Origin of the sequence: Leptolyngbya sp. AN10 (assembly GCF_050565645.1) — a bacterium.
Classification (GTDB): domain Bacteria; phylum Cyanobacteriota; class Cyanobacteriia; order Leptolyngbyales; family Leptolyngbyaceae; genus Leptolyngbya.
Genome location: NZ_JBNXVP010000055.1, coordinates 13,251 through 38,665, shown reverse-complemented (window position 1 = coordinate 38,665; position 25,415 = coordinate 13,251). Strand labels below are relative to the sequence as shown.

Sequence of the window (25,415 nt, the reverse complement as noted above, 5' to 3'; positions counted from 1 at the left end):
CAACAGTGCTTCTGCCAACCAAGTTGGAATGGCAAGATTGGATTGTTCTGTAGTGGTAACTTCTAACAAACCTGCTACAGTAAAGCTAACATTATTTTCTGACATCGGGAACTGCCTCCATGCAGGATGACTCGATGTCTTTTCTTAGCGAATTTAGCGAACTTTGGAATCCCCTCTGCGTCTTGTTTCTAGCATTTATCTTTGCACGGGTTGCGTATCTCGTGGGCATAGGTGTTTTGCTCAACGATCAACGATCGGAAGTTTAACAAGCCCTGCATAAACAGATTGGGGCGCAGAAACGTATACGCCATCTGGGTTGCTTGGATCGCCGATTCGACAGCCGCATGGTAGCGCAAAAAACGCACGGGAGAGTCAGCGTTGGCGGCGAACTGCGACAGTTTAACGATGCGCTTGACACCGCTTTGTTTCGCTGCTTCGACAAACGCAAGTTGTTGTGCTTCAACCTGTTCTGTTGAGTTGGTGACAAGGAAGGCTCGATCGACCCCTGCCAGGGCAGAGAGCAGTGTTTCAGAGCGATCGAAATCAGCCTCGACCATTTCGATGCCCAGATCTGCAATTGCCTTAGCTCGATTGCGATCACGTTCCCGTGTGCCAGAGGCATCGCGCACCATCGCGCGAGCTTGAACGTTTTGCGAGGCGAGACGCTTGAGTACCTCCAGCCCGTTATTTCCAGTTGCGCCAGTTACTAAGATCATTTGAATCTCCTGATTAGATTTTGAGCATTCTTCTGCTCTACACAGCAGAAGGTTTTGAAACGAATATTCGACGAGTTGCAATTGTCCAAAGACTACTCGCTTAATGGTTTTCAGTTCGCTGTGTATCCACCATCAATCACTAGCGCTTGTCCAGTAAAGTTTTGTGGGCAGTGTCCAGGTGGCTCAGGCGATTATTTAGAGGTGGGAAAATCATTTTTTTGTGGGGTAAAAGATGAGCCGCAAAATCGAAATAGAAGAGGCGATGCCCTTTATTCGCAACGACGATCGCAATATGAAGCCCTAACATTCCCGATTGACAAAAGCCCTTAATTCAACAATCTTGTCGCGAAAGTGCCGGATGTCGCAGTATGAGTAATGTGCAAAACTCACGGAACAATTGCAGTAACGCGGATTTCAATCCGCATCGTTGGAAGTCCAAGAGCCGCGACTCCTACCTGTGTCCAAATTGGGGCATGGTTGGGCATGTAATGGTGATATAGCTTGACCATCACATCGTTAACCTCTGGGGGCAACCCGCCAACATGGTAAGAATTGACGTGAACAACATGCTCCCAACCCGCTCCAGCAGTCTCCAGAGTTCGCTCTACGTTCCGAAACGCCTGGGCAATCTCGTCCGCAAGCGATTCAGGAATTTGCAGATCGTCATCCCAGCCACCTTGTCCTGATGTCTCCACGCGATCGCCAATTTTTACCGCTTGCGAGTAGTGCAATTCATTCAGCATGTATTCCCCATAACCGGAGGTGACAAAAAACTTGGGCTTATTCATGGTGTTCCTTCTCTTCCCAATTCTTACAATGATTTGTGAAATTCTTATGGTGCAAAGCGAGTTCGTTTCGGTATCGTCCGATTTAGACACTAATGTTCAGAATTCACTTGCCAGGTAATCACAATGATTTCTACAAACACTAAGACCACTAACAGCCGCGAAAACGATCGTAAAATAGCTTCCATTGTCCAGTTCTGACTCTGAAGCTCCCAGATCGTCACAATAATGTTCACTCCAATCACCAACCAGGGTAGAATGACCGCTGAATTCTGTCTGCGATAAGTACGAATCGTCGCCTCACGCCAAAATGGGAAAGTACTGAGGAAACAAATGAAGTAAGATGCTCCTGCACTGGCGAACAAGCTGGTTTGAAGACTCGAAGGCAGGTTCGGGTAGCCAAACGCGATCGCTGTCAGACAAACTCCCAGCGCGAGATACAGGAAAGTAAATAAGGTAAATCGTTTCATTCTTTCTCCAATGGGGCTTATTCTCTGTACCAGACACGCACACATTGAAAGTAATTGATTGTCACGCCTTGACTGATCATCACTGGATGGAAACTATTACTGGTCGTTAATCCGTAGTCACCATCGCTTGTGCCTTCGATGCGATCGGGTAAAACAACAGTTTCCACATTGATCACCTGGATCGATTTACTTGCGATCCACTGATTGACAGCACTCACAATCTCAGAGAAGGATTCATACTCGGAAGCTCCGCCGAAGGGTCCCCGTTCTGTAATCCGAGGCGCAAAATCCTTGCATTGAATCAAAGCCACTTTATCTTGTCTCATTCTGTTTCTCCTGTTTTAATCAAAATTGACCTTTAGCTCAAAATCAAACTCCGAACAGTCTGTAAAACCCTTCACAGTGCAGTTTTGTGGGCAGTACTCACCCTACTGGCTACAACAACCATTGGGTCAGCGGATGAACCAGGTAGCGGAGCGAGAACGCCTCCCAGATCGCACCGACGATGAACAGTGGGAGCGTGGACAGACTCAGCCAACCGAGCTGTTGCAGCCCACGGACGTAACCCTGGCGATGGTTCCGAGTCCCGATGGTTGCGGGGCGAACCCAAGACCGACCCAGGATGTATGTGCCAAACATTAGGAGGGCGTAAGCTTGGAGTTCGATGAGTATTGTCAGCGAGTGCGGGATCAGTGCCACCGCCATAATCTTGCTAGTCGGAGCCATCACTAAACCGAGAGTGAACGTCTTATACGCAAACATGGCGATGCCAGCAAAGGGAACAATCAGCGAAGGGAGCACGATCCACAGCGCGCCGGTCGTGAGGTTGACTCCCAGGATAGTCAGCGAGAACAGCCAGGGGTTATTGAATAGCGATCGAACAAGATCCGCCGTTCCGTTGTCTTCCAGGATGGCTGCCTGAGTTGCGCTCAGATTGGGGAAGACCATCGCCACTACTAGCCCGGTGATGACTAAGCCATACACAATGGCGTTGATAGTGAGGTAGGCGCGAAAATTAGTGCGAATGATCTGAAAGGGTTTGCGAAGAAATCGCCGAAGCGGGTGTTTGGCGCTGGGAGTAAGTGGTCGTTGTGGAGACTCGTCTTTGGTGGCGATCGTTTTGCGTGACATGTTTTAGCTCCGATATTTGGTGATGGATGCAGTGATGCTTGCCAGAAAAAAGCTTAGGCAAATCTTGCCAGCAAAAGGCTAAGAGCAAAGGAAAAGGCATGAAAGCTGATATGGGCTAACATCGCAGCCTCAAGCGAGTATTGCCAAAAGAGCCAGCCAAAAGCAATGCCAGCAATCCCATTCAGTAACAACGCCCGAATAATCACAACTGGAGTGAGGGGAACGATCGCGGCAGTCGCTGGCAGGTGTAGTAGTCCAAATACCAACGCGGCTAGAACGATCGCACCTTGATATATTCCTTGGCTTGGCAACGTAATGCCTTGTTTTAAGACCTTCCACGCGATCCAGACAAGCAGCGACATTAAGCCCCAGCGCATCAGAATTTCCTCAGTGATGCCACCATAAAGCATTGCCGTCAGTGAACTCAGCCAATTTGGTTCTGTGTGACTGGATACCTGAAGCGCTTCAGGTAGAGCAGGTTGCATCAACCGATCGAGCAACAAGACAACGATCGTCGCCGCTGCACCCACACCCAAGCTCCACTTCATCTCAACGGCAAAAGATGGAGACTTAGCAGTGTGAAACACCCAATAATCAATCAAATGGGAGCGTAATCCAACACGATAGGCACAACCAATTCCAATCAGAATGGTGATTGCCAGTAGAACTGTAAGCTGTAGTCCTTGCAGAAGCAGTAAAACCCACAATGGAGGCGTTTTTTCCAATACTTCTGGAGACAGTTTCGCTAACTGTTGCTCGACTAAGGGAATAGATGTAATCGTAACCATCAAAATTCCCACACTGCCGAGTACAAATAAAAGTCCGAATTGTTTCAGAGTTGCCATTGGTTTAATCTCCAGATGATCCATCCTATTAGCTCATGCCAGCAACTTCCATCACCTGTATCGTTGTATTTTCAATGCACTTTGATGCCTCAACTTAACGTTTCGTACACGCATATTGCTGTTGGATGGCATTGTTTTTGTACACTTCTAGTGTTCCAGATTGCTGGCTATCCAATGTTCCATCCCAAACCCAGTATTGATAATTACCATTCTGAAACTTGTAAACTCGAACGCCTTCTGTTGCTTGGCTTGTTCCTCTTCCCAAGCTCAAATTTCCGTTGGAACTGGTTGAGCGATAAAGGAGTTCTCCTGATGCTTTCGTTTTCCAGATATTGACGTTGTATCCGCCTTGGCATTGCAAGTTAAGGAGCAAATTAGCTGTAGAATCGGCTTTTGCAGGTAAGGCGAAATGAACTATCATGCTGGTTGCTAAAGTCAGAAGAGTTGTGGAATAAGTTAGGAATGCTTTCATAGTGTTCCCTCTAAGTATTTGAGTTGGTAAGTTTACGGTAGAGCAGTCGTGAAGTTACTTTACCGATGACCCTTTCGATCGCTCTGGGAAACGGGTTCGGATACCTTGTCGCGTTTGAACACTCGGAAAACAATCACCAGGAAAACGGGAATCAGCACGAGAGAGGTGATGTCGTAGAACCTCGCATGGTACTCGCTGATGCTGAACAGGGCGGGCGTTGTGAAGAAGCTTCCAGACCAGTTGAACAAGAGAAAGTACGCGATGTTGTTGGCGAAGTGTGCGCCGATCGCAAGCTCAGTCGTGCCGTCGATCAAAGAAACGATCGCATATAGCAAACCCGTACCGACGAAGAGTCCGAGGAACATCCCGATCCAACCACCCTCCTGTGACTCTGGATTGGTAGCGTGCGGCAGGGTGAAGATCACAGCCGACAAGATCGCTAGAAACACGCGGTTAGACCAGATCAGGCTTGCGCCCTGCACGATGTACCCGCGAAAGAAAAGCTCCTCGGTAGTCGTCTGGATCGCAGTGATGACTAGCGCGATCGGCACAAAGAGCGCGAACGTCTTGAGGTCGGAGTTGAAGGAGAAGGTGTCGGGGTAGAGGAGGTACTGCCCCAGCCCGCCGAGCAGCACCCACGGCACGAACCCAGCCACGAAGCCGTGACCGACGCGAGTCCAACTGATCTTCTCCCTCGCTGTGATGAGCGTCCGGGGATGACGCTGGTGAATGAGGGTGACGGCGATGAGAATTCCCACAAGCCACACCGGAAAACCTGCCATGACCACGACGAAGCCCCATATTGGACCGAACGCGGCGTAGTCAAGCCGACTGAACGCCGCGACACCCTCTTTGCCGCCGATCGCCAGCGCGATGAGTGCGCTTGCAACGTTGGCAACGACCATCCAGGCAAGGAGGATGATCATCAGCCCCAGAACATACCGCCACCACCGATACTTACCCCACCCGGCAGCCTGTACATAAGTCACGTCTTTCACTTCCGTTCCGAGTCCCTGTTTTCCTTTGATTGCTTTGATTCTCATCTTTGTCTCCTTTGCCCGTGCCTGTATGTAGTGCTTGGATTTGATCGCTAAATCTGTTTTCGACAGCATCAATCTCGCTGGTTTCACTTGCTGTTGAATCACAGATTGGTGTGGAGAAATCTCGATCGCTTGTTTGAATGAACTGGAGATGAATAGAGCTTAGTGACTTGCAGCAACAATAGCTGTTATCAACTCTGTCATTTTCCAACGTGCGGTATATCGAATGTTATTAATAAATAGGGTTGGAGCAGTTGTTACTCCACTGTGTCTTCCACCTTCGATATCTTCATTAATGCGATCGACATACACTTGTTTATGCAGGTCTTTGAGAAACTGCGGAATATCAAGCTCTAAATCGTTGGCGTACTCAACAAGATAACCATTCTCCAACTTTTGCTGATGAGCAAATAAAGTGTCGTGCATTGACCAAAACTGTCCTTGGTTAGCAGCGGCTTCGGCAGCTTCAGCGGTTCGTTGAGCATGAGGATGAATCTGTGTTTGCGGAAAATGACGGAAGATAAAGCATAAATCATCCTTTCCAGAAGCAGCACTTAGCTCTCGCTTGATTGCTTGAATCAGCTTGTAAACGTCCGCGCTTTTAGAGCATTGATAGTCTCCATACATCACCAGCACGACCTTAGCACTTGGTACACCTTGCATCCAATCCTGGGTTGAAGGTGGCACAAGTAAGGAACTGTGGCTACGATTGTCGTTCATTTTTTTATATCCGCATCAAGCAGTAACACTTTGGGCAATATTGTCCGAACCATTGTTCTATACAACCCCTAACGATTTCATCGGACATTGATTGCACCCAAAGTTGCGGCTGCTTGAACGGTGAAAATTGCCTTTGAAACTGCTTGACCGACCAACTCCTCTCTTGCGATCGCCTTAATTCGCGATCGCGCTTCAGGACGTTCTTCAGGTCTGAACACCGCGTCAGTCAGGTGAGAGGCTTGCATCAAACTAATCAATGCAGCCATCCGAGAATCCAGTCCAATGTCTTCTAACACGGCTGCACGAACTTGATGAACGATCGCACGTTGAATGGATTCATCCGTTAGAAAATATCGCTGTGTTGGGAACAGTCCAAGAATGCGTTGCTCTTGTCGTTCTAAAACTCCTAAATCAACTAAGTTCTGCAACACAATCGTTTGAATTCCTAGGTATCTCCGTCTCCAGCGAGTCACCCAGAACCTTGCAGTTCGAGGACGAGACGATGCTAGAACCTCACTGAGGCGTTGATCTAAGAATTCATTGCCTGTGTTGCCTGCGGTTCCTGCGGAGTTGCGCGAAGCGCTAAACGCACCGATCACCCGATTGTCGTTGTCGATCTCAAGTCTGCCTTGCAGTACTAAGTCTAGTAATAAAGAACCGACCAAGCCATAGTCGAGTGCAGAGTACCAAGAGAAGCGAGTTTTCCCAGTTTGGGGATTGAGTGCAAGAAGGATTAAATCCTGTGAAAGATATTGCATGATGAATTCCTGATTGAGGTGTGCTGCGTTAGCGTAGGTTGCGCCAGCGACGAGCAAATTCCTCTAGAACTGAGCTAGAGAGTTGCGATTGCAACCATTCAAATGCCTGTTTTTGATAGGGGTAGTTCGATGGCTCGTAGTAAATGGCGGCATCAGTCAGTTGAATTGGCGCATTGCTCCCTCGACGAAGAGCCTGCCAGGTTTGAGTGCCAACGATGCCATCTGCAACAATGCCATTCTGCTGCTGGAACTGAACCACTGCGGCACGAGTCGCATTGCCAAAGGCTCCATCGACTGCAATGTTTATTCCTTTCGCATTGAGCAATTGTTGTAGCTCAGTGACAGCAACACCAGAATCGCCTTGGCGGAGTGTTGGGTCTGTAGCTGTGGGGGTAGAGGTCATAGATTTATCTCCTAACTGCATGACTGTTTGCATAAATTCAATATAGGAAATTGCCTTCAGTCCGTCGTCTACAGTGAGTTGAATTTTTTACAGTACAAATTGATAGAGTAACTCTGCGATCGCAAAGTAGAAGGCTGACTATAACTTAAGTTATAGTCGGGTGCGCTTATTCGTTTTGGAAGTAGATCAGTTCGTAGATTAACTATCAGAGTAGTCTGCTCAATGGAAAGAATGGGGTGTAGGCAATCCCCTACTGTGCGAGTTGGTCGATAAAAGCATCATCGTTGCGTGGCGGTTCCCATACTCCTAAACCAGCGAATCGCATTGCACCGTATCCCAGGCGCTACAAAGTAATTGAAGTGTTTGATAGCGTGAAGCTGCCGCCAAGATTTGTTTGTACAGTCATGTTACTTCAACGTTGGCTAACGTTTAGCCGCTTTGTCCGATCGGGCGAACAATAATTTCATTCACATCCACATCGGCGGGCTGCTCGATCGCAAAGGCAATAGCACGGGCGATCGCATCTGCTGGAATCACTGTCTCCCGATAGTTCTTCGCCCACTGCGCCGCTTCAGCATCAGTGATGGTGCTGGCAAGTTCAGATTCCGTTACTCCAGGCGAGATCACTGTGACCCGAATCTCTGTCGATTCCTGCCGCAGTCCTTCAGAAATCGCCCAAACCGCAAATTTAGTAGCGCAGTACACGGCTGCTGTTGGGGAAACGGCATGTCCCCCGATCGAGGACAGATTGACGAACTGCCCAGATTGTTGCTGCTTGAAGATAGGAAGGGCGGCAGCGATACCGTGAAGTACACCGCGAATATTCACATCGATCATCCGGTTCCACTCGTCGATCTTCAATGCTTCCAGTTTGGAGAGCGGCATCAAGCCTGCGTTGTTCACAACGACATCAACGCGACCAAACTTCTCCTTGGCAAACTCGACAAAGGCTTGCATCTCTTCAAGGCTAGTCACATCAAGGGCGCGATAGGCGGCTGAACCTCCTTTGTCGCGAATGTCAGACGCGATCGCTTCGAGTCGATCGGTGCGCCGTGCGCCCAACACAACTTGCAAACCCTTGCCAGCGAGCAGACGCGCGGTTGCTTCACCAATGCCACTGCTCGCACCTGTAATCAGCACAACTTTTTGGGTGTCTTCGTGAGTTGTCATGAGTCTTATCTCCTAGTCATTTTGCAATTATTTTGCAGTCATCGAGCTAACTTATGTTGCAGCACTAAAACGCTTTATCGCGCAGTGAAGACTTCTCGTAGGGCTTGGGCAGCATCAATAATGCGATTCCCTGTGATTTCATAGCGTCCCTGATATGCGCTCTTTCTACGCCGCGAGCTTCGTCATAACGGTTGTTTGGTAGAAATTCATGGCGAATATAACCATCTTTCGTGACCCACATCCCTACATAAGGGTTATTGGGTTGCGAGGCTTGTGTGTTAGCTTGATTTGGATTCATAGTTTGGCGATTACTAGGGGTTTGAGGAGATGGAGCAACTGACGGAGATTCAGTAGCAGGGGATTCTGCTGCGGGTGCTTCTGCCGTCGATTGAGAAGTACAGCTGATCAATGCAAAGGCTCCCAAACTGATCGTCACTGCCAATGTTCTGAGCATCAATTGTGTTTTCATGTGAGACCTGCTTTATGTCAATAACATCTAATTGCAGAGGCAAGATCTGAGTGCCGAACCCAGTTAGAGACTGTTGGACTTGAACAGTTTCATCCTATAAGCAAGAAACAGAAGGTTAAATACACAAACCTCGCAGAGGATTGCCTAATCCTCTCAGAAGGCGCAAACAAAGAAGAAAGATCTCCTATAATGATTGGCTATATCAATTAGGAGTTCAGCATGACAGTCGAGGAACTGAATCATGATCTCGCGATCGACGCTTCTCTTAATGGAGATATTTTGCCAACGCAACGGCAGTTGGCGATTGATCAATGTGCGAAAATAGCAACACTCATCGATCGGCATACAGACAGCAAGGGAAACATTTATTATCCAACTGCGATCGATCCCTTAGTTTTTCTGAGATGCGATACTTCTAAATCAGTCCAAGCGGTCAGCGAGCCGTTGTTTGCTCTGGTGGTGCAGGGCGAAAAGAAATTATTGCTGAATGAGGAAAAGTTTCAATATGGTGTTGCTCAATATTTGGTGATGTCAGTAGATTTGCCGTTGAGCGTCTGCATGGTCGAGGCACCACCCGATCAACCCTATCTCGGCTTGAAGCTGAAGCTAGACCCAGTTCAACTCTGTGAGATTATTGCTCAAATAAACCCAGATAGCGATCGCAAAGAAAACTCAGTCAGAGGCTGGTGCGTTAGCGATGCCAATCCGTCTTTACTTGATTGCGCCATCCGGTTAATCAACCTGTTAGAGACACCACAGGATATCCCGTTTCTCGCCCCGATGATGATCCGCGAAATTTATTACCGTCTACTCACCAAGCACCAAGGTGAAGCGATTCGTCAGGTTGCCACCGCTGGCAGCAACATGCAGCGAATTGCAGACGTGATCAGACAAATTAAGGTAGAGTTTACCCAGCCGCTGCGGGTTGAGGATCTCGCTGAACAAGCGAATATGTCTACAGCATCGTTCCATCGCCATTTCAAAGCAGTCACCTCAATGAGTCCGCTGCAATATCAAAAACAATTGAGATTGTTAACCGCGCGTCAGATGATGCTGGCTGAAAAAGCTGATGCAGTTCAAGCTGCTTATCAAGTCGGGTATGAGAGTGCTTCACAGTTCAGTCGCGAATATGTCCGTATGTTTGGTGCGCCGCCTATCCGGGATGTTGAACGTTTACGAACAGCCGAAAGTACCAAGTAGGGGTTGCTGAAAAAGCCCTAAAGCTAGGCGGATAGATTGATTCAGCGTGGTTAAGAGTTGCTAAAGTGCAAGGAAAATTGTGCCCTACCGCTGCAATCCTTTAAACCGTCGTTATAGCAAGTTAAAACTTTTACAATACACATTGATGGAGCAGCCCTACGATCGCGAAGTAGAAGGCTAGCTATAACTTAAGTTAGAATCCGAATTCGATCGAAAGTACACCCTACAAACTGACAATGCCGCGCTTAACCGCAACAATCACAGCTTGGGTACGATCGCTGACATCTAACTTATTCAAAATCCGATTGACATGAGATTTGACCGTGCCTTCCCCAATATTCAAAGCCGCCGCAATCTCGGCATTACTCATCCCCTGTGCCAGTGAGCGAAGTACTTCCAGTTCTCTTTCACTCAGTTCTGGATTGCTGAGGTGCTGTACCAACTTCGCTCCCACATCGGGCGGAATGTACTGCTGACCCCGATGAACGGTGCGAATGGCATTTAGAAGCTCGTCCGGTTCAGTTTCTTTCAACAAGTATCCTTTTGCTCCTGCCTGCAATCCCCGATAGATATCTTCGTCACTATCATACGTGGTTAGGACAATAATCCGAGCTGATTTAGTAACAGCACAAATTGCACCAATGGCGGCAACTCCTTCCACTTCAGGCATTCGCAGATCCATGAGTGTGACATCTGGTTGGTGTTCCTTAAATAGAGCGATCGCTTGTTCCCCATTTTCAGCTTGAGCAATCACATTCATATCTGGATCACGGTTAATGATCGTAGCTAATCCTTGCCGAAAAATAGCATGATCGTCTGCAATCAGAACTCGAATGGTTGTGGCTTGGCTCATCGTGATGCTACTCCCGATCGACAGTGACCATGATCTCTGTTCCTTGTCCAGGTTGACTCCGAATCGTGAGTTGTGCACCGATGCGCTCTGCTCGTTCGCTCATGCCGAGTAAGCCAAACCCCTCAGAGGCTGGAATGCTTCCAACTCCAAAGCCCTGTCCATTGTCTTGTACGCGCAAGCAAACTTGATCGCGATCGTAGATTAGCTCCACTCGAATTTCATCAGCATTCGCGTGTTTAGTCGCATTCGTTAATGCTTCCTGTCCAATCCGTAACAAATTACTCTCGACTTCAGCGGGTAGAAAATACGCCGCACCCTCGATTTCATAATATAAAGTGGTATCCAATGCGGCAGTTCTAAGCTGAGCGACGAGATGATGGAGAGCGCTCTGTAAACTGCCTTCCTCCAAAAGCTGAGGACGCAGTGCGACGACCGATCGCCGCGCTTCAATCAGTCCAGTTCGCGCCAATTCTTTGATCAGATCCAGGTGTGCCTCAGTTGCTTCTAAATCATCCGTTAACACCTGTTTCGCGGCTCCCACCTGAGCCAGAATGCCTGTAAAAGCCTGAGCGAGTGTGTCGTGAATTTCGCGTGCCATGCGGTTGCGTTCTTCCAGAATCGAGGCTGCTTCTGCTCGTTTTTGCAGCGTCATATCTCGCGCCAACCAAATCACCTGTTCGTGCTGAATCGGGGCAATGCGAGCCGAAAACCAGATTTCTCGTCCAGCGATCCACTGGCGGTATTCAACGGTGAGTACTTGTTGGGTTCTCACCGCCTGCTGAATGTAACTCAGGAATTCATCGGCTTGTTCCTTAGCATAAATTTGATGCAGTGTTTTGCCAATATACTCCTCCTTGTACAACTCTCCATAGGACGGATTTCCTTTGATTGCACAGACCAATTGCCCTTCAGCATTGAAGATGCAAAGCGGATCGGGAATGGCTGAAACGAGTGCCCGTAGTTCTGCTTCAGAGGCTTGCAACGCTATTTCTGCTTGCTTGCGATCGCTAATATCCGCAATCACCCCTTCGATGTATCCATCGCCTGCATTCAGATAAAAAGAGAAAAGCCCCCAAAACACTGTCCCATCTCGTTTTCGCATCTGTGCTTCATAGCTTCGCACTTCCCCATCACGCTTCAGCAACTCAATAGCGTGTTGGCGATCGCTGGGATCTGCATAATAGCCTGGGGTGTGTTCAAGCCCAATGATCTCCTCTGGTGAATCAAAGCCAAACAGATTGGCATGGCGTTGATTGGCATCAAGAAGTAATCCATCCGAGAGGCGGGTGCGGAAGATGCCGACCTGCGAGTTTTCAAAGATCGTTCGGAACTTGGCTTCACTGCGTTGTAATGCCTCTTCTGCTTGTCTACGCTGGGTGGTGTCATTGCCCACCGATAAGATTTCAACGACATCTCCCTGGTCATTAAAGATGGCTTGATTTGACCAAACAACCCAAACTCGCCGACCATCTCGACACAGGTTTTCACCCTCGCCTTGCGGATACGATTGAGGATTGCGAAGTAAATCGTGAACAAATGGTTTGACATCGCGTCCAGAGGTTTCGATATCTGGAATGATGGTTTCAAACAAGGTTCGCCCTAAAATCTCAGGTTCTTCATAGCCCAGGAGTTTTACCCCATAATCGTTGATGTAGTGAATCCGTCCTTGCGTGTCATAACGAAGGATGACGGAATTCGCGGTTTGTAGCAGGTTACGATAATTCGCTTCACTTTGTCTCAATGCGGCTTCGGTTTGTTGACGTTCCGCGATCTCTTGCTGCAAGGCTTGAGCTTGCTCTTCTATTTTCCTTTCCAGTGTTTCGGCATAATCTGCTAACCGTTCATACAACCGAGCATTCTCCAGTGAAATTGCTGCCTGAGCCATTAACAGTTTCAGGACTTGCAAGCGATCGCGCTTAAACACTCCGGTACTGAGATTGTTCTCCAGGTAAAGAATGCCAATGAGCTGACTCTGTTGGAGAATTGGCATACAGAGAAGCGATCGCGTCTGTTGGTTCTGAATATACAAATCAGTTAAAAAGGACGATTCGCTGACTGCATCATCAAGTACTAGGGTTTCTTGAGTGCGTTCTACCCAGTGAATGACAGAGGCAGGAATCGTTGCACAGTCAGCAACAGCAAGCTTTTCTAGATCACATCTACTTCTGCTGCATTGAGCGACCACAATAAGTTGATCGGCTTCTAAAAGAACCAGAGCGCCTATTTCGGCTCCTGCATTTTCGATCGCCATCTGCATCAACGTGGCAATTAATCGATCGAGATGGATGATTTCTGAGAGAGCTTGAGCCGTTTTCATCACCGCCGCCAAACCGATCGCCACAGTCGGATGAAGGATCATTTCATCAGTCAAGGTCGAATCTGATTGCTGCATCAGGTTGAAATTGGGTCGTTGTGGATGGCGTTTTTCCATGTCTCTAACTCCTCTTTCAGGTAGATTTGAGCAATCTTTTCCCGACCTCGCGCCAAATCGTTGAGCCGCTAATTCATAAGCTGATACCACCAATGATGCTCTGATCTCTGCTTTTCGTCCATACAGTTCTTGAGGAATGCAAAACTGTTCAGAAATAAGGTTCACGAAAATCAGGTGTCGCAACAACTCTCCAAGCAGAAGATCAGAATAATTTAGATTGAAGTGCGATCGTCCGATGTCTTCATCTCGTCTCAAACCGACTGCTCGACTGGAGAATCCAAACTTGCTCAAGCTCATAAAACTCCCCACGCTGCTCGATCGCGAATCCATTCAATAACAGCGCTAACCACACTTGCACCAACGGCATCTTCAGCGATCGCTGAAGCTTTAACAGAGGAACTGCCTGCTCTCGTTGGCTCAACCAAGTTTGAATCGCGGCTCCCCACTCGGAGACATCTTCCTCATGTGCCAGTGCTAGAGCTTGTTCATACGCGACTTCAGGATCAACCACTTGCATCACTTCATGCAATGCCTCAATCAATCGCATTGGCTCCACTTCTACGACAATCGACTGTGACTCGTTCTCCTCGATCGAGATCGGTTTGCGTGGCAAGGTATCAAATGGCTCAATATACTCATCAAACTCGATCTGCATCGTTTGCCGCACATACTGATCAAACGCTGCTTCACTCATGATCGGACCGTCCTGGCTTGCCGTCGCTAGAATTTCCTCAAAGGCTCGCTGAGATCGCGCTGCAAACACGGCGGTAATCTGCGAGATTGCTTCACCCGCCACCTGCAACTGTCCGGCACACTCTAAATCGACGATCGATGCTTCCACCTCCTGCCACAATTGATCCAACTCTGCGGTTTCTGGCGACTGAGCCGCTTCCTCTAGCACTTTCCATAGCGGTAATTGAAGCTGTCTCATGCCACCACCAACGGATGATGCAGACAAGGACGCATCGGGCACAACTGCGGGTCGATGCGCTCTAGACTCGCAAACTTGCGGATTCCGTATTCCTCATCTAGCAACGCTAGCAGTTTGCGAACATAAAGATGCACTTGAGTCGGAACCATGCCGACACAGTGAATCGGTTCGACGATCGCAATCTGTTGCTGTCCCTGCCAGACTTGCGCCGAGATCGCATGAACTGGAGTGTCCCCGCCCACAGCCCGATACACCACCAACACCGCATAGTAGAGGTAAGCAAATTCTGAAGTCTCCACTTCTAATGTCTTCAGCACCGATTCTTGCCGAGTGCGATTGCGCTGCTGATTTTTACGATCGCGGTGACGCGCATACGATCGCCGACTGTAGCAAACCTTGGGATTCCAGCAGCCATCGCCCTCAGTTCCGTGTAACGCCTGCGCTTGTGCCGCATCGAGCATCGCGCACTTTTGGCATTTCAAGGGAATCGCCTTTGCCACGACTACCTCCGTATCAGTGCTAACACCGTATTCAGCCAGACTTGCTGCGCTTCAGACAACTTTGGAGGAGGGAGTGGCTGGCGATAATCAATTCGAGTCCCGTAGCGAGCACGATCATAAAGCTGGTCAAAAACAGCTTGCAGCGCCAAAACAGGTTCCGGCTCACCTGGCTTTAAGGGAATCGGAATGTCTGGCAAGGGTTGATCGAGCATCACCGCATACAGATCCGCGATCGGGCGTTGCTCACTGCGACTAATCAAAATTCGGTAAGTGGCATCGGTTCGCATCCCCTGCATCGCCATCGGTTTTGCGCCGTGCAGTACATCGATTTCCACCAAATGCGTTTGACTCGCCAAAACCAATCGGCGTTTCTTTTCATAATCCGCCCGTCCATCTTTTGCTCGCTTGTTCGTCGGAGAGAGCAGTTCAACGATCGTAATCACTTCATCGGTGCCCATTTCGCGCACTTCAGGGTAGCGCTGATACAGTTCAATTGGCATTGGGAGCGAAACTTTTTGGGGTTGGACTCGAGTTGCGACACTGCCTGCCTGCTGCTCGATCGCTGGTACTGATTTTGTCTCGCCGCGTTCAGCAAACACAATTGCATCGGGAATTCCAATCAAAATCTCGTCGTCTTGGTCATCGGTTTGATACGTGCGAGACTCCACTTCAACGTAGTACTGCGTTCCGAGTTGGGGCGCGATCGCGTCCGCCATTGCCACCATGAAGCGAGTGTGGAACGACGACCAGAAGGCAGCGTATTCAAGATAAGGGTCCATTCCAGGAAAAGGCGATGGCATGGCGACTCCAAAACATCAAGACTGATTTTGCCATTACTGCACCGACAGAGATTGTAACTGCGTCTGCACCCAAGCCTGATCCTCAGCAGACAGAGTTGGAGGCGGTACAGGCTGATCGTAAGGCAGGCGCAAATCGTAACTCGCTCGATCGTACACCCCAGTAAAAATCGCCTGTAATTCGACCACTAACGCTGAATCATCGGGCTTCAGCGGCAACAGAAACGAAGGCAATACTTCACGCAAACTAAATCCATACAAATCTGCGGTCGGGCGGTTTTGCGCCTGACTCACCACAATTCGATACTGCGTTCGCGTTGCTCCCGTCATCGCCATTGGGCGACCCCCACGCAACAAATCAATTTCCACTAAATGAGACAAGCTATTGAGTACCGATCGCCGTTTTCGTTCATAAATCATCCGACCTTCCCCAGTCCGCTTATTCTTCGGAGACAAAACTTCAATCACTGTAATCACCGCATCGGTTCCGACTTCTCGCACCTCTAAGAATCGCTCTCGCACTTCGATCGACATCGGTAACTGCACCTGCTGCGGACGAGTTTGAGTCAGGGCAGTTCCGACCTCAAAAGCAGTTTCTGGTTCTCGACGTGGCGAAAGCACCAGCGTGTCTGGAATCCCGACCATCAGTTCTTCGTCTTCATCATCAAAATATGTGCGCGTTTCCACATCCACATAATATTTAGGGCGCAACTGCGGTCCGATCCGATCGGCGATTGCCACAAGTAAGCGTTGATGAAAAGAAGCCCAAAACACAGCTTGCTCTAAGTAAGGGTCCATTCCAGGAAAAGGCGATGGCATAGCTTGCTCCAGAAACTCTACAGCAGGGGAAATGAATTCAGACCTCGATTCGACGCATCACTTCTGATTCATCGGCGGATTTGAGCAATCGCCTAAATCTTAGCCCTAGATTTGAAAAAAGCCTCGCACTCACCCCCCTGAAAACCTCAACCGTATAGACATCAATTATTTTCAAATTTTGCTGGTTTAATTTTACCACGCCTTCTCACTTTGTCTTAGACTATTCATATTCGAGATAATTAACATTATCTCGAATATAAGGCTAGAGCAAAAGTACTATGCAGCGTGACCACAGCGTTCCACAACCGAGACTGCTTCATATCGAGGCAGATTATTCTCCAGAGATTGCTAAAGCTGATTCGCTTACAGACCTGCGATCAACCAGAATTGACGAGTATTTGCAGGCGCGATCGCTCTCCCCCAAAACTCAAAAAGCCTATCGCCAAGATTTACAGCACTTCTTACGCTGGACCGATAAGGCTTGGTCTGCGGTGACAGCGAGACAAATCACACAGTTTAAGACGCATTTGCTGAGAAAGGAAAATGGACAGCGGGTGTTGTCAGATGCGACGGTGAAGCGAATTTTGGGGACGCTCAAGGCGTTTTATGGCTGGTTGTGGCGCTCTGGCTATGTCGATCGTGATCCGACTCTCGAAGTGCAACTGCCGAAGTTGGCAGAACCGGAAGCGGATAATTTGAGCGATGAACAGGTAGAAAAGATTTTGGCGGCGGTGGCAGAGACGAAGTTGTGCGATCGCAATCTAGCACTATTTGCGGTCTTGCAGCATGGCATTCGAGCCGAAGCAGCAACGTTACTGAATGTCGGTGATTTTGATGGGCAACGTTTGTGGGTGCGACAGGACAAGGCAGATAGTAAAGGGATGGTGCCGCTCGATGAGGAGGGAGTACAGAAGATTCAAACGTATTTGGGGTGGCGAGTCAGCCAAGGGGAGGTGTTGCAACCAGAGAGTCCATTGTTTGTGTCGGCTTCGCGGCGCAATCGGGGGGCACGGATTGGCTATGACACGATCGATAAACTCGTGTGTCAGTTGCGCGACATGACGGGGATTGAGTTTCACGCGCATCAGTTCCGGCATACCTATGCGACGAATTTGGTGCTAGATGGGATGAATCCGTATCATGTAATGACATTGACGCGGCATAAGTCGGTACAGAGCTTTCGACGCTATACAAAGGCGGCAGACCAGCAGGCGGCGGAAGCGGCATTTTACGAAACAAAGCGGCGCAAGCATAAGGCTGAACCACCCCTAAACCAATAGCGGCGAGACTTTGCGTTATAGAAAAGCAGATGGAAGGAAGATCTGTGGCGAGTCTGCTAGAGCAAAATTGAAGATAGGTCGGGTAAGGGAGAGCAGGTCGCCCTGTCTCTCTCCCCTCAGAACGGCTCGTGATACTTTCGCATCAAGCCGCTCAAGCCTCTTGCCTCACAGAGTGCCACCTGCATGAAGCTGTTGGTGGCACGCGACGTGCAGATGCACTAAATTGTCGATAGTGTCCGTCCCCCCGCTTTCACACTTTTGCGGTGGTGAATGTGCAGTTTCTCGCCGTTGAGTAGATGCTCTTTGCAGATGGGGCAGTGCCATTGCTGGTTTTCTGCAATCCGTCTGAGCTTTGAGCCTTTTTCCCATCGAACTTTGCCGAGTTTAGTCAAGCGTTTTGTCCAATAGTCATTCAGGCTCGGATCATCTGGAGAAGCAGTATCTTTCACCATAACGCGGCAGTGATTTTTATACTGGAGACATTTGGGTACATCATCACACTTCAGTTTCGAGAGCCCCCTAGTGATAAGTGAAATCAAAGATAAGGTTATGTTGAAATGATTCTGCATCTTGCGCGATTTTGATTCCCACAATCTGAATTGTCCAGTAAAATTGCGAACACTGGCTGGATGAAAGATGATGAGACGTTTTCGATTGTTGGCTTTGGGAACCAAGCAAGGGTGGATGGGGCTACTGCTGGCGGGGTTTCTGCTCAGTGTTTTTTGTCAAAATCAAATTTCTAATTATCTCCGGCAGATATGTCAAACTGCGACTCAAGGGTTAAGCTTGACCCTCGATCGCATTCCCACTGCTTGGTTTGTCGCGGGTGCAGTCGTTGTTTTGGCGTTGATTGCTCTGTGGGTTGAGAAAGAAACGTCGATCGCATCGATTCGCGATGTGGTTCAAATCATCTTTGAAAATGCGGAATCGATCGCTGTCGTTGCGGCAGTGATTTTGTACTTCAAGGAAATTCCTGAGCGTAGAGCGCAGAAGCACTATGAAGCATGGCAAGTTGTCGATGCAGCCGCGAATGTAACTGTGAGCTACGCCCGGATTCGGGCATTAGAAGACCTTAATCGGGATAAAGTATCGCTTAAAGGCATTACAGCAGTCAGGGCTAATTTAGAAGCGATCGCACTGAAGGGGGCAATTTTAACTGAAGCGAATCTGGCTGAAGCGAATCTCTACGCTGCCGATTTGATGAATGCAGTTCTGATGAAGATTTGTCTAGAACGAGCAACGTTAAAACAAGCTAATTTGAATAGGTCTGATCTCACAGCAGCGAATTTACACGCAGCGACTTTAACTCAAGTAAACTTGACGAGCGCTAATTTGACGGGTGCAAATCTGACATCGGCTCAATTAGCGTATGCTGATTTATCTGGATCAACGTTTACAGGGGCAGCATTGATCGAGGTGAAAGCAGTTGGCAGCAATTTCTACTACGCAAAACTGTACGAGGCGAATCTGAGTCAAGGGAATTTTGCAGAAGCGAACTTCACTGAAGCTGATTTAACAGGAGCAAATCTGACAGGAGCGAATTTCAGAGGAGTGACGGGTCTCACCGCAGGGGCAGTAAGAAAGGCAAATTACTGGGAAAGTGCTGTGTTTGATCCTGAGTTAGCGGCTCAGTTGGGAATTGCATCAGAGCCTTGATTCTGCGGTTGAGCCTCGATTTGAATAAAATCAAAGTGTTGGAATTTGGTGAAGCTGTGTGACTTGGCATGAGACTTGGGCTGTGAACTGACCGGGACTAGAGAGCGCACAACGAACGCGCACTAGGTCGCTGACCAACTTCGCCTAACGAACCGTAAAGTTACGAGGCAAGGCAGAAAGTCAGGCTTCAGACACAAAGCCAGTTGACGATCGAACTTCTGTCAGAAACACTCGGCTACTTCAAACTCAGTAGCCTGTCACTGCATAACGTTATGCAGCAGAAATAATCTAATTTTTTACTGCATAACGTTATGCAGTGGGAATAAATGGCAGTACAATTGTCCAAAATTGTTCCGTTCACCGCAAATGGTAAAACGCAAAACCCAGAATCAGATGAAATTGGGGATTATGAGTAACTCTGGTGGTGTGGGCAAGACAACAATTGCTGCACACCTCGCTTATTCACTCGCCAAGAAGGGATACAAAACCCTGGTGATTGAGTTAGACCAGCAAGATTCTTTTCGCTTATCGACCGGATTAGGCATCGCTGACCCAGAGCGTTCAGCCGCGAAAATCTTTCAGCCGGATTTCAAAGGAGATTACCCGATCGTACAAATTTGGCAAGACCACACAGAGAATGCGTTTCTTATTCAGGGAGGCGCAGCTTTGCGGGAGACACCAAGAGCGATCGAGGGTTATAAACGGCGGTATTACATTCTTCAGGATCGTTTGAAAAAGTTTCCGCTAGATTTCGACGTGATTTTGATTGATACTCCCGGTGGACTTGAGCCATTTGGGACGGTCATTCTTCCAGCGATTACGCATCTGATCGTCGTGGTTGAACCTGACTTCAAGGCGACAACCAGCGGAGGACTGTTTCTTGAATGGTTCTACTCGAATGCGATCGACCTCGATCTTGATCCGCCGCCACAAATTTTGGGATTTCTCCCGAATACGCGACAGCCAGAAATCGCAGCGCACGCAAAGATTTTGGATAAGGAGAATCCCAATGCCTTACCCGCAATTTTGCAGGAACACGAAACGCGATGTTTCCCGCAAATCAAGTTCTCAGCAGAATTTGTGAATGCCTCAGATCCAAGTGTCGGTTTACCTGTTTTTGTTTATCGACCGAAAGCACCAGCCCTAAAAGGCTTTACTCCAGTTATTCAAGCAATTGAAGAGTGTTTGTAATATGGCAAAACAACCCGTTGATCTCTCTGAATCGTTTCAAGGTAGCGCGATCGCAAAACAAGCGTTTGAACTTAAACGGCAAGTTAAACAGAAAGACGAAGAACTTCAAGAGTTACAGGCGGAAATTGCAGCGTTAAAGTCAGGAGCGCTGGACGATGCTCAAAAAGTGGAATTGGAGCGGCAAATTCAATCGCTGACTGAGCAACTGAGTCAGTCGAGAGGCGTGCAGCAAGTTCCGATCGCACAAATTCAGCGGAATCCACAACAGCCAAGACAGATGATTACTGCGTCGATCGTGCAGGAACGAGCGGCGAGTTTGGAAGAACATGGGCAGCAGTCGCCTGTGATTTTGTTTCCGCCGAATGAAGAGGGAATTTCTTTGCTGTTTGATGGGGAATTGCGCTGGCGTGGGGCGAGTCTGCTCAATTCTAGAGACTCGAATACTTGGCAAACGTTGGAAGCGGTTTACCTGCCAGAAGAGTCGTCGCCGGATGATCCGCAGTTGTTGGAACGGGCGATCGTGACTAGCCTTCATGCGGAAAAGCTTTGTGCGATCGACTTGGCGGAGAATCTCGTGGCTTTGATTCAGCAAAATTATTCGTTTGATGCGCCTGCGACGGAGATTCCTGATTGTCTCAATGCTTTGGTCAATAAGCTGAAAGCCGCAGGGAAAGCACATGAATTTTCAGAGGTGAGAACGGCAGATAAACAAAGGCAGTCGGAATGGATTGAGTCGATCGGGTGGAGGACACCGGAACAGAACGAGATTTTGAAGGTGCTGTTGAAGTTTAAGCTCAACCCGGCATCGGTGAGTTCTAATATTTTTCCGACATTGAGTTATCCGGAGGATTTGAAGCAAGCGATTCGATCGAGGGGGCTTGAAGATGGGAAAGTGCGAGAACTGGCGAAGTTGAACAAAGAGCGATTGGGCTTGAGCGAGAAGAAAGCAACACAGGTTCGGATGCAAGCGACTGAGCAAGTGATTAATCAGAATCTGTCGGTGCGCGATACTCGATCGCTAGTGAATCAATTGATTAATCAACATAATCCAGAGCCAACGAATAGCGGCTCGAACCCGACGGTTAAACTCAGTCGATCGTTAGAGAAGTTTGTGGTTGATGCGGCAGATAAAGAGGGTTTAACGGCGCTCCATAGTAGTCTTGTGTCTCTGCTTTCAAGAGTTGAGGAGACGTTAGGACTATCGAAATAGAAGACGAGACGCGATCGCGAATCATTCCCTAGTGCGATCGCGTTTCTACAATTCGCCCTTGAATGCGCGATCGAGAACCGTTTGGAAAAGATGCTCTGCTTGTCGATCGGCTTCTTGTTGTTGAATACGAATCCGCTCAAAAATCTGAGCGATTTGAACAAACTTTTTCTGGAGATTAAGAGGCACGATTGGAACGGGCAACTCTTTAAGTTGCGTCATGTTAATTGTCGCCAAGTTCGTCGTCTGCTTGGAACATCTCAAGAAATAGCGCTTTGCAAAAGTTGTCAGTAGAAAAGACGCAAAAAAATTAGGCAAGATAATGCTTTGATTAGTTCTTACTCGGAAAATATGGTTTTGATGAATACAAGTTTCGATTTGACCATCCCAAATTGCACCACGACCAAGCTTGTCAAAATCTCCGCCTTCAGTCATCAGCACATCGCCTTTTTGCAGTTTTAGAGCCTCAATCTCTGACGGAAGAGCTTGAATATGCTTTATTTCAGATAGATCTAAATATCCATCTTGCACATTAGCAACACGCAGATAAGGGACAGATAGAGTCTTTCTTCCATTGAAATTCTGACCCTTAGTTACTCCTGAAGCAATGTTTGCAATTTTTTCAAGTGTAAGGAAGTGCCAATCTAATGGATTTATCTCAATATCTCCAAACATCCTTGAGAAAACGCATTGGAGATAACGATCACTAACTCTTTGAGAAGCGCGACGGACGCGACGGATACGATCGCATTTCTGCGCGATCGCGGCAATCCGCTTCTGTTCATCGATCGGAAGATAAGGGATTTTGACTTCTAATAAGTCGCTTTGCTTGATTCCTGCGACAGTCGTACTTACTGATCTTGCTTTTAACTGCTCCTGAACAAAAGAGGTTTTGAGAGCATACATATAGTAGATTTGATCAATTAAGTTAGGCTTTCCTCTAAGTAAAATAACTCTCTGTGCTAAAGCAATTTTCTCGTTGGTTCGTAATAAGGCTACTTCTCCAAGAGGCGCTTCAGTCGTGATCAAAACATCATTTTTTTGAGGGAACCCGCGAGTCATCCAATCTTTATACGTTTCTTCCGAAATATACTCGTGATTACCATCGACAACGTAACCATCCTTGATGACTTTTGCAGTAATTAACTTAATGCCCCTATCAGTTTTCTGCGGAGTTTTTCCACGATAATCAATAACCTTTTCTGTAATCTCATCAATTGTTTTAACATCAATCTTTTTCATCTTTTACTTACTCTCACAACGTTAACCAGTTAAAAATCTGCTCAACAGTAAGCCCTAACTCAAGCCCACTTAAAACAGGCACTTGATCCGCGCCGCTCAACAACTGCACACGCTGATCCGGCAGCACAATCAAAATGCTTTCTTCCTCTGCATCCAGCAACCAACCCAACTCCATCCCATGCTGCGAACAGTGAAGCAGCTTTCCTAAAACCTTCGTCAGACTTTGATCCGGCGAAAGAATCTCGATCGACCAATCCGGCTGCGCCTCAAATCGATTCGCAATCCGTCCCGACTCCTGACGCGGAATCCGATCCCATCGAAATACGGCAATATCAGGAACGATCGCTTGTCCCCCGAACACACAGCGTAATTCAGGCAGCGCCAGAGCAATCCTCTGAGATTCAGCCACCTGATTAATCTGCTCACACAGCTTTGCCTGTAATCGGCTATGTTCTCCTTGTGGCATCAGTTTCTGAATGACTTCTCCCTGAATAAACTCCGAAGCTGGCTTCGTCTCTGGAAGCCCTAAAAACTCCTCTAGCGTGAGCGATCGTGTAGCGATATTCATACGCTTACTCCATCAACTTCTCTAATTCTGCCACCTCGATCGCCATCGTATGCTCCAGCTTCAAAAGCCGCTCCATCGTCACTTTCGGCGACTCATAATACACCTCATCCTGTTCGATCTGCCGATACCGACTCGCAGACAAATCATACTTATTCGCCTTCACCTGGTCTTTTGTCACCCAAAACTGTCGATTAAGCTGATTCACCTCCGACTGAAGCGGCGCAATCTGCTCTTTCAATAAAGCAATCTGCTGCTCCTCAGTTTCCAACGCTTGCCGAGCCGTCTCATCCTCTTCCGGCGCGATCGCTGCCTCAAACGTCAACCGATGAATATCCGCTTCCAACGCCAACCGTTTCGCCTTCAAAGGAGCCAGCAGCGTTTTCAGTTCCCCAATTCGTTCCGCCCGTTGCGCCACAAATCCCGCATCAAAGCGCCGTTTCCAACACCCCAAAATATCCGGAATATCATTCTCTGCCACAGGTTGCCGCTTATCATCGAGCGAAAACCCATCATGCTCTATGTCATAAAACCAAATGCGATCGGTCGTCGCCCCACGAGTAAACAGCAACACTGCCGTTGAAACCCCCGCATACGGCTTAAACACCCCGCTCGGCATCGACACAATTCCATCCAACCGATTCTCTTCAATGATCCGCTTGCGAATCTCAACGTGCGCCTTACTCGACCCAAACAGCACCCCATCGGGGACAATCACCGCACAGCGTCCCCCCATATCCAGCACCCGCAAAATCAAATGCAGAAACAGCAATTCTGTTTTCTTCACCTTCGCAGGCAACTTTTCATGCACATCCGACTCGTCCATCTTGCCCTTAAACGGCGGATTCATCAGTACAACATCCAGCGATCGCTCATCATCAAATCCCTTCGAGAGCGTATCTTTGTAAAAAAATCGCGGTTGCCGAATCCCATGCAGCATCAAATTCATCGAGCCAATTCTCAGCATCGTCATGCCCGAATCATTGTCATACGCTGTAAACGCCTCAGTTTGCAAAAACTCCCGCTCATTCTCCGATAAGCGATCGCCCACTAAATGCTGATAGCCTTTCTCGTCGTACAAAATCTCTGGACTCGTATACTGCTCCAAAATATATTCATAGGCATTCACCAAAAAGCCGCAAGTCCCCGCTGCCAAATCTCCCACTCGTTCCGTCGGCTTTGGATCAATCAACTCCACCATCATGCGAATAATGTGACGCGGTGTGCGAAACTGCCCATTTCGCCCCGAAATACTCAGCTTATTTAGCAGGTACTCATACAAGTCCCCTTGCACATCTTGATTTTGTTCCGCAATCTTCATTTCATCGATCAGATTGCACACTTCGATCAGCGTGTTCGGCTTGCTAATCTTAAACTCCGCATTCCGCATATACTCCTGAAACGAAGTCCCTTCCGCCCCCATCTCCCGCAGCCACGGAAAAACCCGCTCACGTACTTGCTTCAGTGCCTCACCTGCCTGCAATTGCACCCATTCCGACCACCGTACCCCCTGCGGGATCATCGGCTTAAATTCCTCTTTGCGTCGAAGCGATTGTTTCTCGCGCTTCGTTTCCGCATCATCCAACCGTTTGAGAAACAGCAGATAAGAAAATTGCTCGATCGAGTCCATCGGGTTCGACAACCCCGACGACCACAATCGATCCCAAATTTGGTCTACCTTCGATCGCAGTTCCGGGTCAGTTAGCATTGCATCGCGTCATGTTCTGAACCTTAAAAATATAAGCCAAAACTTCCGCAATGAAC

29 protein-coding genes are annotated in these 25,415 nt (G+C 48.3%); 5 read left to right on the top strand and 24 right to left on the bottom strand.

From position 1 onward, the window contains the following. Positions 1 to 188: 188 nt before the first annotated feature. The 13 genes from ACQ4M5_RS37670 to ACQ4M5_RS37610 all read right to left on the bottom strand — a co-directional run bounded on the left by ACQ4M5_RS37670 (position 189) and on the right by ACQ4M5_RS37610 (position 8,979). The gene (locus ACQ4M5_RS37670) at positions 189 to 797 is read right to left on the bottom strand and encodes an NmrA family NAD(P)-binding protein (protein ID WP_430680921.1); all 609 of its coding nucleotides are present in this window, start codon (positions 795 to 797) and stop codon (positions 189 to 191) included. A 305-nt stretch (positions 798 to 1,102) separates the two neighbouring features. After that, positions 1,103 to 1,504, bottom strand: a complete 402-nt coding sequence (locus ACQ4M5_RS37665) for a RidA family protein (protein WP_430680920.1) — start codon at positions 1,502 to 1,504, stop codon at positions 1,103 to 1,105. Positions 1,505 to 1,593: 89 nt separating this feature from the next. Continuing rightward, the gene (locus ACQ4M5_RS37660; RefSeq protein ID WP_430680919.1) at positions 1,594 to 1,971 is read right to left on the bottom strand and encodes a hypothetical protein; all 378 of its coding nucleotides are present in this window, start codon (positions 1,969 to 1,971) and stop codon (positions 1,594 to 1,596) included. A 17-nt stretch (positions 1,972 to 1,988) separates the two neighbouring features. Beyond that, complete coding sequence (locus ACQ4M5_RS37655) at positions 1,989 to 2,297, bottom strand: hypothetical protein (protein ID WP_430680918.1); 309 nt, start codon at positions 2,295 to 2,297, stop codon at positions 1,989 to 1,991. Positions 2,298 to 2,406: 109 nt separating this feature from the next. Then, positions 2,407 to 3,102, bottom strand: a complete 696-nt coding sequence (locus ACQ4M5_RS37650) for a stage II sporulation protein M (RefSeq protein ID WP_430680917.1) — start codon at positions 3,100 to 3,102, stop codon at positions 2,407 to 2,409. A 53-nt stretch (positions 3,103 to 3,155) separates the two neighbouring features. After that, positions 3,156 to 3,947: a CPBP family intramembrane glutamic endopeptidase gene (locus ACQ4M5_RS37645; RefSeq protein ID WP_430680916.1), complete on the bottom strand. Its 792-nt coding sequence runs from the start codon at positions 3,945 to 3,947 to the stop codon at positions 3,156 to 3,158. 94 nt (positions 3,948 to 4,041) lie between these two features. Continuing rightward, positions 4,042 to 4,419 carry a hypothetical protein gene (locus ACQ4M5_RS37640; protein WP_430680915.1) on the bottom strand — a complete coding sequence of 126 codons (378 nt, stop codon included), beginning with the start codon at positions 4,417 to 4,419 and terminating at the stop codon, positions 4,042 to 4,044. Between the two features lie 59 nt (positions 4,420 to 4,478). Further along, positions 4,479 to 5,564, bottom strand: coding sequence for a CPBP family intramembrane glutamic endopeptidase (locus tag ACQ4M5_RS37635; RefSeq protein ID WP_430680914.1), 1,086 nt, complete (start codon positions 5,562 to 5,564; stop codon positions 4,479 to 4,481). Positions 5,565 to 5,621: 57 nt separating this feature from the next. Next, the gene (locus tag ACQ4M5_RS37630; RefSeq protein ID WP_430680913.1) at positions 5,622 to 6,179 is read right to left on the bottom strand and encodes a DsbA family protein; all 558 of its coding nucleotides are present in this window, start codon (positions 6,177 to 6,179) and stop codon (positions 5,622 to 5,624) included. 77 nt (positions 6,180 to 6,256) lie between these two features. Further along, the gene (locus ACQ4M5_RS37625; RefSeq protein WP_430680912.1) at positions 6,257 to 6,937 is read right to left on the bottom strand and encodes a GOLPH3/VPS74 family protein; all 681 of its coding nucleotides are present in this window, start codon (positions 6,935 to 6,937) and stop codon (positions 6,257 to 6,259) included. A gap of 28 nt (positions 6,938 to 6,965) precedes the next feature. After that, a complete protein-coding gene (locus ACQ4M5_RS37620; RefSeq protein WP_430680911.1) occupies positions 6,966 to 7,340 on the bottom strand; it encodes a peptidoglycan-binding domain-containing protein in 375 nt (124 codons plus the stop codon). 429 nt (positions 7,341 to 7,769) lie between these two features. Next, complete coding sequence (locus ACQ4M5_RS37615; RefSeq protein ID WP_430680910.1) at positions 7,770 to 8,510, bottom strand: SDR family oxidoreductase; 741 nt, start codon at positions 8,508 to 8,510, stop codon at positions 7,770 to 7,772. Positions 8,511 to 8,574: 64 nt separating this feature from the next. Continuing rightward, positions 8,575 to 8,979 (bottom strand): Atu4866 domain-containing protein, encoded by a 405-nt coding sequence (locus tag ACQ4M5_RS37610; protein ID WP_430680909.1) that lies wholly within the window; start codon positions 8,977 to 8,979, stop codon positions 8,575 to 8,577. 219 nt (positions 8,980 to 9,198) lie between these two features. On the opposite strand from ACQ4M5_RS37610, the gene ACQ4M5_RS37605 reads away from it, so the two are divergent. After that, the gene (locus ACQ4M5_RS37605) at positions 9,199 to 10,179 is read left to right on the top strand and encodes an AraC family transcriptional regulator (protein WP_430680908.1); all 981 of its coding nucleotides are present in this window, start codon (positions 9,199 to 9,201) and stop codon (positions 10,177 to 10,179) included. 223 nt (positions 10,180 to 10,402) lie between these two features. Here the strand turns inward: ACQ4M5_RS37605 and ACQ4M5_RS37600 are convergent, their stop codons facing one another. The 6 genes from ACQ4M5_RS37600 to ACQ4M5_RS37575 are packed head-to-tail and all read right to left on the bottom strand — an operon-like array spanning position 10,403 to position 16,510. After that, on the bottom strand, positions 10,403 to 11,032 hold the full coding sequence (locus ACQ4M5_RS37600) for a response regulator (protein ID WP_430680907.1): 630 nt from the start codon (positions 11,030 to 11,032) through the stop codon (positions 10,403 to 10,405). Between the two features lie 7 nt (positions 11,033 to 11,039). Next, the gene (locus tag ACQ4M5_RS37595) at positions 11,040 to 13,760 is read right to left on the bottom strand and encodes a PAS domain S-box protein (RefSeq protein ID WP_430680906.1); all 2,721 of its coding nucleotides are present in this window, start codon (positions 13,758 to 13,760) and stop codon (positions 11,040 to 11,042) included. Continuing rightward, positions 13,705 to 14,394, bottom strand: a complete 690-nt coding sequence (locus tag ACQ4M5_RS37590; protein WP_430680905.1) for a hypothetical protein — start codon at positions 14,392 to 14,394, stop codon at positions 13,705 to 13,707. Before ACQ4M5_RS37590 ends, ACQ4M5_RS37595 begins: the two co-directional genes overlap by 56 nt. Continuing rightward, entirely contained in the window at positions 14,391 to 14,894 is a 504-nt protein-coding gene (locus tag ACQ4M5_RS37585; protein WP_430680904.1) for a hypothetical protein, read from the bottom strand. Before ACQ4M5_RS37585 ends, ACQ4M5_RS37590 begins: the two co-directional genes overlap by 4 nt. Before the next feature lie 2 nt (positions 14,895 to 14,896). Next, the gene (locus ACQ4M5_RS37580; protein ID WP_430680903.1) at positions 14,897 to 15,694 is read right to left on the bottom strand and encodes a DUF4058 family protein; all 798 of its coding nucleotides are present in this window, start codon (positions 15,692 to 15,694) and stop codon (positions 14,897 to 14,899) included. A 33-nt stretch (positions 15,695 to 15,727) separates the two neighbouring features. Next, positions 15,728 to 16,510, bottom strand: coding sequence for a DUF4058 family protein (locus ACQ4M5_RS37575; RefSeq protein WP_430680902.1), 783 nt, complete (start codon positions 16,508 to 16,510; stop codon positions 15,728 to 15,730). A 278-nt stretch (positions 16,511 to 16,788) separates the two neighbouring features. Here ACQ4M5_RS37575 and ACQ4M5_RS37570 point away from each other — a divergent pair, with 278 nt between their 5' ends. After that, complete coding sequence (locus tag ACQ4M5_RS37570; protein ID WP_430680901.1) at positions 16,789 to 17,790, top strand: tyrosine-type recombinase/integrase; 1,002 nt, start codon at positions 16,789 to 16,791, stop codon at positions 17,788 to 17,790. Between the two features lie 165 nt (positions 17,791 to 17,955). On the opposite strand, the gene ACQ4M5_RS37565 is transcribed toward ACQ4M5_RS37570, so the two are convergent. Together ACQ4M5_RS37565 and ACQ4M5_RS37560 are read right to left on the bottom strand one after the other, a co-directional pair. Further along, positions 17,956 to 18,021, bottom strand: coding sequence for a hypothetical protein (locus ACQ4M5_RS37565; RefSeq protein ID WP_430680923.1), 66 nt, complete (start codon positions 18,019 to 18,021; stop codon positions 17,956 to 17,958). Continuing rightward, positions 18,009 to 18,242: a hypothetical protein gene (locus ACQ4M5_RS37560; protein WP_430680924.1), complete on the bottom strand. Its 234-nt coding sequence runs from the start codon at positions 18,240 to 18,242 to the stop codon at positions 18,009 to 18,011. Before ACQ4M5_RS37560 ends, ACQ4M5_RS37565 begins: the two co-directional genes overlap by 13 nt. A 184-nt stretch (positions 18,243 to 18,426) precedes the next feature. On the opposite strand from ACQ4M5_RS37560, the gene ACQ4M5_RS37555 reads away from it, so the two are divergent. From ACQ4M5_RS37555 to ACQ4M5_RS37545, 3 genes are all read left to right on the top strand, one after another. Further along, positions 18,427 to 19,446 (top strand): pentapeptide repeat-containing protein, encoded by a 1,020-nt coding sequence (locus ACQ4M5_RS37555; protein ID WP_430680900.1) that lies wholly within the window; start codon positions 18,427 to 18,429, stop codon positions 19,444 to 19,446. Between the two features lie 408 nt (positions 19,447 to 19,854). Then, complete coding sequence (locus ACQ4M5_RS37550) at positions 19,855 to 20,637, top strand: ParA family protein (protein ID WP_430680899.1); 783 nt, start codon at positions 19,855 to 19,857, stop codon at positions 20,635 to 20,637. Between the two features lies 1 nt (position 20,638). Beyond that, on the top strand, positions 20,639 to 21,847 hold the full coding sequence (locus ACQ4M5_RS37545; protein ID WP_430680898.1) for a ParB N-terminal domain-containing protein: 1,209 nt from the start codon (positions 20,639 to 20,641) through the stop codon (positions 21,845 to 21,847). A 45-nt stretch (positions 21,848 to 21,892) separates the two neighbouring features. On the opposite strand, the gene ACQ4M5_RS37540 is transcribed toward ACQ4M5_RS37545, so the two are convergent. From ACQ4M5_RS37540 to ACQ4M5_RS37530, 3 genes are read right to left on the bottom strand one after another with little or no spacing between them, the layout of a single operon-like run. After that, positions 21,893 to 23,086: a restriction endonuclease subunit S gene (locus ACQ4M5_RS37540; protein ID WP_430680897.1), complete on the bottom strand. Its 1,194-nt coding sequence runs from the start codon at positions 23,084 to 23,086 to the stop codon at positions 21,893 to 21,895. A gap of 13 nt (positions 23,087 to 23,099) precedes the next feature. Next, the gene (locus tag ACQ4M5_RS37535) at positions 23,100 to 23,654 is read right to left on the bottom strand and encodes a Uma2 family endonuclease (protein WP_430680896.1); all 555 of its coding nucleotides are present in this window, start codon (positions 23,652 to 23,654) and stop codon (positions 23,100 to 23,102) included. 4 nt (positions 23,655 to 23,658) lie between these two features. Next, positions 23,659 to 25,359: an N-6 DNA methylase gene (locus ACQ4M5_RS37530; protein ID WP_430680895.1), complete on the bottom strand. Its 1,701-nt coding sequence runs from the start codon at positions 25,357 to 25,359 to the stop codon at positions 23,659 to 23,661. Positions 25,360 to 25,415: the final 56 nt, after the last annotated feature.